Source organism: Patulibacter medicamentivorans (assembly GCF_000240225.1).
GTDB classification, from domain to species: Bacteria; Actinomycetota; Thermoleophilia; order Solirubrobacterales; family Solirubrobacteraceae; genus Patulibacter; species Patulibacter medicamentivorans.
Window position 1 is genome coordinate 1 of record NZ_AGUD01000260.1, and the last position, 7,804, is coordinate 7,804.

The window sequence follows — 7,804 nt, forward strand, 5'->3', positions numbered from 1 at the left end:
GCGCGGTCGCCTCCGAGCCGCCGCTCGATCGGACGCTCGAGCGTCAGCGCGGCGACCACCGCCGGCAGCGACGCGACGCCGATCAGCCCGGCCGCCCGCGCCGCCGCCCGCGGCTCGCGGAGGGCCCAGCCGAGCGCCTCGACGGCCTCGTGCCGAAGCCCGACCGCCAGGCCGGCGAGCGTGCCGGCGTGGGCGCCGACCTCGACGCTCTTGGCCATCTCGGGATCGGCGGGCCGGCGTCCCCGCCGGCCGGCGGCGAGCCGCGCGACGAAGGCCACGTGGGCCGAGGACGACACCGGCAGGGTCTCGGCTGGCCCGTGCAACAGGCCGGCGAGCTGGGCGGCGAGCAGCGCGCGTCGGCGGCTGAGCTGGTCGGGCATCGGCCGGGAGGCTACGACCTGCTCGGTCGGCCGGGGACGAACCTGGGCGCGTCGGCGCTCGGCGGCCGGCCGGAGCGGGCCCCGGCCACGGGCGTCTCGGCCCGTGCCGGCGCGGTGCATGCGCGCCCACGTGCGACGCCGCACGACCACGCCCTACGCTTGGACCATGTCGGTCCCGCTCTTCGACACCGCCACGGCGCTGGAGCCGCTGCGCCCGCAGCTGCACGACGCGCTGCTGCGCGTCGCCAACGACGGGCGCTTCATCCTCGGCCCCGAGGTCGAGGCGTTCGAGCGCGAGTTCGCCGACTGGATCGGGACCCGCCACGCGGTCGGCGTCGCCAACGGCACCGACGCGATCGTGATCGCGCTGCGGGCGCTCGGCGTCGGACCCGGCGACGAGGTCGTCGTGCCCTCGTTCACCTTCTGGGCCAGCGCCGAGGCGATCCCGCCGACCGGGGCCACCCCGGTCTTCTGCGACGTCGATCCCGACACGATGTGCGTGACCGCCGAGACCGTCGCCGCCGCGGTCACCCCGCGGACGAAGGCGATCGTCGCCGTCCACCTGTTCGGCAACGTCGCCCCGATCGCCGAGATCCGGGCCCGCACCGGGCTGCCGGTGGTCGAGGACGCCGCCCAGGCCGCCGGCTCGACGACGATCCGCGCCGAGAGCGGCGCCCTCGCCCGCCCCGGCGCGCTCGGCGACCTCGCGACCTTCAGCTTCTACCCGTCCAAGAACCTCGGCTGCTTCGGCGACGGCGGGGCGGTCACGACCGCCGACGCGAATCTGGCCGAGCGCGTCCGGACGCTGCGGTTCCACGGCTCGGCCGACAAGGTCGACTACGTCGACATCGGCTACAACAGCCGCCTCGACGAGCTGCAGGCCGCGGTCCTCCGGGTCCTGCTGCCGCACCTGCCGGCCTGGGCGACCCACCGGGCGCGCACCCACGAGCGCTACCGCAACGCCGGCCTGGGCGAGCTGGTCACGCTGCCGGTGCCCGCGCCCGGGTCGACGGCGGCCTGGCACCTCTACGTGGTCCGCAGCGACCGCGCCGACGAGCTGGCCGCCGGGCTGCGGGTCCGCGGGATCGGAGCCCGCCCCTACTACCGCACGCCGGTCCACCGGCAGCCGCCGATGGCCCGCTACCTGCCCGACGGCGGAGTCTCGCTGCCGGTCACCGAGGAGCTGGCGCGGACGCACCTGGCGCTGCCGGTCAGCGCCACGATCACCGACCAGCAGGTCGGCGCGGTCGTCGACGGGGTCGCGGCGGTGCTGGCCGGGCGCTGAGCGCCCGTACCGGGGACTCCCGCGTGCCCGCCGTCCTGCGAGCATCCCCGGCGCCGATGCGCGTCTGGATCGACCTCACCAACAGCCCGCACGTCCTGGTCCTGCGCCCGGTGATCGACGAGCTGCGCCGGCGCGGGCACGAGGTCGACGTGACCGCCCGCGACTTCGCCCAGACGCTGGGCCTCTGCGACCGCTACGGGATCGCCCACACCGCGATCGGGCACCACCGCGGCGAGCGGCTGCCGGACAAGGCCCGCGGCCTGGCCTCGCGCACGACGGCGCTGATGCGCTGGGCGCGGTCGGTCGGCGGCTGGCCGGGGGGCGGCTGGCGCGGTCGCGCCGGCGCGCGGCCCTTCGACCTGGCGATCGGCCACGGCTCCAACGACGTCACCGTCGCCGCCGCGCTGCTGGGGATCCCGGCGACGACCGCCTTCGACTACGAGTGGGCGACCGTCCAGCACCAGATCAACTGCCACCTGGCGCAGGCGGTGGTGGTTCCCGACGTGATCCCGGCCGAGCGGCTGGCGCCCTACGGCGCGAGCGGCAAGATCCGCGCCTACGCGGGGCTGAAGGAGGAGTACTACCTGGCGGACCTCGAGCCGGACGCGACGGTCCTCGCCGACCTCGGGCTCGACCCGGCGCGCCCGATCGCGGTCGTCCGCACCCCGCCCGAGGTCTCCCTGTACCACCGCTTCCACAACGACCGCTTCGCCGCGGTCCTGACGAAGCTGCGCGAACAGGGCCAGGTCGTGGTCCTGCCGCGGACGGCCGACCAGCGGGCCGAGCTGGCGCGGGCCGGCGGGTTCGTCGTCCCCGACACGCCGATCGACGGCCCGTCGCTGGTCGCCCTGGCCGACCTCGTCGTCAGCGCCGGAGGCACGATGAACCGCGAGGCGGTCGCGCTCGGGACGCCCGTCTTCACGACCTTCGACGGCAGGCCCGGCGCCGTCGACGAGGCGCTGATCGCCAGCGGGCGGCTGCGGCGGCTGGAGGACCCGGCCGAGGTCGAGCTGGTCAAGCGCGACCGCTCGGTCGGCGACGGCGGACGGATCCGCCGCGACCCGGCGGTCTTCACCGACCTGCTGCTGTCGCCGGTCGCCTGAGGCCAGGCCCGTCGCGCGCGGCGCCGGTCGCTCAGCCGCGCCGCGGGCGCAGGCCGTCGATCAGCAGCGACCAGACGGCCTCGAACGCGTCCGCGAGTCCCGCGTCCGCCCACTCGCCGGCGTGGACCGGGTTGTGGAAGCGCGAGGTCGCGTCGAAGATCGCCCGCGCCGTGGCCGCCGGATCGGCCGCCGCCAGCTCGCCGGCGTCGACGCCGGCGGCCACGATCGCGGTCAGCTGCGCGACCAGCTCGTCGACGTGGCGGTCGACCACCTCGCGCGACTGGACGGCCAGCGTCACGTAGGTCTCGAACAGCTCGGGGTCCTCGGCGGCCAGCCCCCGCTTGGTCGCGCTGAGGGTCGCGACCCAGTCGTGGAGGCGCCCCAGGGCCGGGCCGCCGGACGCGACGATCGCCTCGAGCGGCGCGGAGACCCGGGCCAGCCACTCCTCGGCGACGGCGTCGCGCAGCGCGGCCTTGCTCGGGAAGTGGCGGTAGACCGTCCCGTGGCTGACGCCGAGCGTGCGGGCGACGTCGACGACGGTCGTCTTGGCCGGGCCGAAGCGGCGGAGGGTCTCCTCCGCGGCCTCGAGGATCTGCTCGCGGGTCAGGACGCCGGCCACGCGATCAGTCTCCCAGCCGCGTCGCCGCGGCGGTCGGCCGGGAGCGCGCGCCGCGGCCGCTCATCGCTCGCTGTCCAGGTCCGCCATCTGGCCCGGGTCGTAGCGGTCGCCGGCGGCGGCGTCGGCCGGCACCGCGGCCTCGATCCGGGCGACGGCGTCGGGCGTCAGGTCGAGCGCGACCGCGCCGAGCGCCTCGTCCAGCCGCTCCCGGCGGCGGGCGCCGATCAGCGGGACGACGTCCTCGCCGCGGCCCAGGACCCAGGCGATCGCGACCTGGGCGACGCTCGCCCCGAGGCCGTCGGCGACTTCGCGGAGCGCGTCGACCAGCGCCAGGTTCCGGCGCAGGTTCTCGTCCTGGAAGCGCGGGCTGAAGCCGCGGAAGTCGCCGGCGGGCAGGTCGCGGGTCGGCGTCCAGTGGCCGCTGATCAGCCCGCGGGAGAGGACCCCGTAGGCCGTGATCGCGATCCCCAGCTCGCGGGTGGCCGGCAGGATCTCGCGCTCGATCCCGCGCGAGATCAGGGAGTACTCGATCTGCAGGTCGCTGATCGGGTGGACCGCCGCGGCGCGGCGGATCGTCTCGGCCCCGACCTCGGAGAGGCCGATCTGGCGCACGTAGCCGGCCTGCACCAGCTCGGCGATCGCGCCGATGGTCTCCTCGATCGGGACGTCCGGGTCGAGCCGTGCCAGGCGGTAGACGTCGATGTGGTCGGTGCCGAGCCGCTGCAGGCTGTAGGCGGCGAAGGCCTTGATCGCCTCGGGCCGGCCGTCGATCCCGTTCCAGCTGCCGTCGGGGCCGCGCAGCGCGCCGAACTTGACGCTGACCTGGACGCCGTCGCGATCGCGGCCGCGCAGCGCCTCGGACAGCAGCAGCTCGTTGTGCCCCATCCCGTAGAAGTCGCCGGTGTCCAGCAGCGTGACCCCGGCGTCGAGGGCGGCGTGGATCGTGGCGATGCTCTCGGCGCGGTCGGCCGGGCCGTAGAAGTCGGACATGCCCATCAGGCCGAGGCCGAGGGCGGAGACGCGCGGGCCGGACCTGCCGAGAGCGCGGGTGGGGAGGGTCGTCGTGGAGGGCATAGGAGGAGTATGGAATGACAGATGACAAAAGTCAAGATCTGTCATTCATCTCGTCGGGAGACCCGTCCCGCCGTGCCGCTCGATCACGCCGGTCGACTCACGCCCCCGCCCAGCCGATCCGCCGCAGCGCCTCGCGGACCATCGTCGTGACGATCGGCGCCACGGTCGCCGTCGCCGCGGCCGCGATCAGCGCGGCGACGATCCATCGCCAGGATCGCCCGACCGCCGCGAAGGCCACCAGCGCCGCGCCGCCCAGCCCCTCCAGCGTCGCCATCACCCGCAGGTCGTGCTGATCCCAGACCCACAGCAGCGCGATCGACTCGCCCATCAGCAGGCCGCCGAGCGTGCCCAGCGCCGCGCCCTGCATCCAGACCCGGCCGCGGCCGCCCGCGCGGGTGGCGAAGGTCGCCCCCAGCAGCCCGAGCGCGCCGCCGACGACCAGGCCGGCCATCGCCCAGCCGACGCCGAGCCGGGCCGCCCGTCGCGGGGCGCTGCCGTCCTCGAAGAAGATGTAGATCCCGTAGTAGCTGAGCGACCCGACGGCGATCGCGATCGCGCCGCCGGCGATGCCGAGCGCCAGCCCGCCCGGGCCGCGCCGCCAGCCGCCGACGATCCCGGCCACGAACGCGCCGACCAGCCACGGTCCGCCGAGCCGCGAGAACTCCCACGAGCCGTGGAACGCGCCGTTGTTGGCCGACCGGCCCATGAAGCCGAGCAGCAGCGCGATCGCGACGACCACGATCGCCACCAGCGGCAGCGGGACCGGTCGCGGCCGGCGGGTCGCGGGCGGCGCCCCGTGCCGTGGCGCGGTCGGCGACCGCGGCTGGCGCGGGGAGGCGTCGCTGCGGTTCGGGACGGCCACCCGTCGATCATCGCGGCCGTTCCCTAGCGGTTCCTGAAGGCGCCGATCGCGGGCGGGCGATCGCGCACGGCCCGTGGCGTCGCGGGTGCCCTCCGCCACCCCGTGCGAGAATCGCCCCGATGCGGCGACGCCCCGCTGCGCTGACCTTCCACCGACTCTCGCCGCTGCAGGCGTTGGTCGACTTCGTGCTGGCCGTCGGCGCCTACTGGCTGGGCTTCCGGGCGCGGTTCGACCTGGACAAGGTCAACGACCGCTACTCGAACCTCTTCAACCACACGTGGTTCATCGCGGCCGCCTGCATCGTGATCGCGGTCTGGGCCTTCGGCGGCTACCACCGGCGCTGGCGCTACACCGAGGCGGCCGACGCCGTGCGGGTCGCCCAGGGCGTCGTGCTGGGCATCCTTCTGTTCGTCGGCGCCAACCAGCTGCTGCAGCCGGTGACGAACACGCTCACCCGCTCGCACCGCGACTCGGCCGGCAAGCCGATCGTCGAGTCGGTCAACACCGTGGTCAACGTCCCCAACGGGATGCTCGTCTTCACCGTCGTGGCCGGCGTCCTGCTGCTGCTCGGCGCCCGCGTGGCCGTCCGCTCGTTCGCCGACGGGCGGCTGCTGCTCGGGTTCCGCTCGCGCCGCTCCGGCCGCTCGGCCCTGATCGTCGGCGCCGGCGAGGGCGGCCGCCTGGTCCTGCGCGAGATGCTCCGCAACCCGTCGCTGGGGCTGCGGCCGGTCGGGTTCGTCGACGACGACGATCGCAAGCTGCGGACGCGGATCGACGGGGTCCGGGTGCTCGGGCGGATCCGCGACCTGCCGCGGGTGATCGACGAGGTCGAGCCGGACGAGATCATCATCGCGATCCCCTCGGCCCCGGGCACCCTGCGGGCCGACGTGCTGCGGGCCGGGCGCCGCCGGGGCGTCACCGTGCGGACCCTGCCGACGGTCTTCGAGCTGCTGCAGGCGGGCGAGGGCACCGCCGTCCGGCAGGTGCGCGAGGTGCGGGTCGAGGACGTCCTCGGCCGCGACCCGGTGCGGATGGAGCTGGACCGGGTCGGCGCGTACCTGCGCGACCAGGTGGTGCTGGTGACCGGGGCCGGCGGGTCGATCGGCAGCGAGCTGTGCCGCCAGATCGCGCGCGTCGGGCCGGCGCGGCTGGTGATCCTGGACCACGCCGAGGACAACCTCTTCCAGATCGAGCGCGAGCTGCTCGAGGACCGGCAGGTGCCCGAGGCCGTCGTCGCGTCGGTGATCGCCGACGTCAAGGAGGGCGACCGGGTCCGCGAGATCCTCGCCGAGCACCGACCGCAGGTCGTCTTCCACGCGGCCGCCTACAAGCACGTGGCGCTGATGGAGGCCAACCCGGTCGAGGCGGTCCACAACAACGCCGTCGCGACCCGCTCGCTGGCGCGGCTCTGCGGCGAGGCGGGCGTCGAGCGGTTCGTGCTCGTCTCGACCGACAAGGCGGTCGACCCGAAGACGGTGATGGGGGCGAGCAAGGCGCTGGCCGAGCTGGCGGTCGAGAGCGCCGCCCAGCGCTGGCCCGGCACCCGCTTCTCGTGCGTGCGGTTCGGCAACGTGCTCGGATCGAGCGGCTCGGTGGTCCCGATCTTCCAGCGCCAGATCCGGCTCGGCGGGCCGGTGACGGTCACCGATCCGGCGATGACGCGGTACTTCATGACGATCCCCGAGGCGGTCCAGCTGGTGATCCAGTCGGGGTCGCTCGGGCGGACCGGCGAGATCCTGGTGCTCGACATGGGCGAGCCGGTCGCGATCATGCAGCTGGCCCGCGACATGATCGAGCTGTCGGGGCTGAAGCCGGACGAGGACATCGCGATCGAGGTCGTCGGCTCGCGGCCCGGCGAGAAGCTCCACGAGGAGCTGTTCAACCCCTTCGAGGTGCCGCGGCCGACCGACGCCGAGCGGATCCAGCGGGCCGAGCGGACGGTCTTCGATCCGGCGGTCGTCGAGGCGATGTTCAACGACGTCGGGCTGCTGGTGCTCGAGGGAGATGCCGCCGGCCTGGCCGCCAAGGTCGCCGAGTTGCAACGCGCCCACGCCGAGATGCCGGTGCCCGGGTCGGCGTCCGCCGCACCCCCGGGGACGGGCGACGGCGGTCGCGGCGGCTCCGCCGACGGCGGCTCGCCGGGTGCGCGAGACGTTGGGGCGAACGCCTACACTGGTCCGCTATGACCCCCGCGGTCCCCCTGCTCGCTTCCGGTTTCGCGAGCAAGTTCGACACGATCGGCCCCTACGTGGGGTTCGCCTCGTTGGTGGCCGTGGCCGCGATGGCGATCCTCGTCTTCACCCAGGGCCGGGAGCTGCAGCGCCTGCGGGAGTGGGCGGGAACGGCCCCTGAGCGGCTGGCCGAGCTGGAGCGCCAGCTGGCCGAGCAGCAGGCCCAGCCGCGGGTCCAGACCCTGGCGCCGCACCCCGGCGCCGCGCCGCCCGCGCGCCCCGCCGCGCCGGCGACTCCGGGGGCGCCGCG

Annotated in this window: 7 protein-coding genes and 1 pseudogene; 4 read left to right on the forward strand and 4 right to left on the reverse strand. The window is 75.2% G+C overall.

What is annotated here, in order from left to right:
• Positions 1–380, reverse strand: a 380-nt coding sequence (locus PAI11_RS26505) for an undecaprenyl-diphosphate phosphatase (RefSeq protein WP_040600928.1), incomplete at its 3' end; no start/stop codon positions are given.
• Between the two features lie 166 nt (positions 381–546).
• On the opposite strand from PAI11_RS26505, the gene PAI11_RS18470 reads away from it, so the two are divergent.
• Positions 547–1,665, forward strand: a complete 1,119-nt coding sequence (locus tag PAI11_RS18470) for a DegT/DnrJ/EryC1/StrS family aminotransferase (protein WP_040600930.1) — start codon at positions 547–549, stop codon at positions 1,663–1,665.
• Between the two features lie 56 nt (positions 1,666–1,721).
• The gene (locus tag PAI11_RS18475) at positions 1,722–2,768 is read left to right on the forward strand and encodes a DUF354 domain-containing protein (protein ID WP_007577619.1); all 1,047 of its coding nucleotides are present in this window, start codon (positions 1,722–1,724) and stop codon (positions 2,766–2,768) included.
• A gap of 31 nt (positions 2,769–2,799) precedes the next feature.
• On the opposite strand, the gene PAI11_RS18480 is transcribed toward PAI11_RS18475, so the two are convergent.
• From PAI11_RS18480 to PAI11_RS18490, 3 genes are all read right to left on the reverse strand, one after another.
• The gene (locus PAI11_RS18480; protein ID WP_007577620.1) at positions 2,800–3,387 is read right to left on the reverse strand and encodes a TetR family transcriptional regulator; all 588 of its coding nucleotides are present in this window, start codon (positions 3,385–3,387) and stop codon (positions 2,800–2,802) included.
• Positions 3,388–3,447: 60 nt separating this feature from the next.
• Positions 3,448–4,461, reverse strand: a complete 1,014-nt coding sequence (locus PAI11_RS18485) for an aldo/keto reductase (RefSeq protein WP_040600932.1) — start codon at positions 4,459–4,461, stop codon at positions 3,448–3,450.
• Between the two features lie 97 nt (positions 4,462–4,558).
• Positions 4,559–5,323 carry a DUF6518 family protein gene (locus PAI11_RS18490; protein ID WP_007577622.1) on the reverse strand — a complete coding sequence of 255 codons (765 nt, stop codon included), beginning with the start codon at positions 5,321–5,323 and terminating at the stop codon, positions 4,559–4,561.
• Positions 5,324–5,442: 119 nt separating this feature from the next.
• Here PAI11_RS18490 and PAI11_RS24730 point away from each other — a divergent pair, with 119 nt between their 5' ends.
• On the forward strand, positions 5,443–7,509 hold the full coding sequence (locus tag PAI11_RS24730; RefSeq protein WP_007577624.1) for a polysaccharide biosynthesis protein: 2,067 nt from the start codon (positions 5,443–5,445) through the stop codon (positions 7,507–7,509).
• Positions 7,506–7,804 (forward strand): annotated as a pseudogene (locus tag PAI11_RS18500) (hypothetical protein); the annotation flags it as partial. The gene PAI11_RS24730 and the pseudogene PAI11_RS18500, both read left to right, overlap by 4 nt.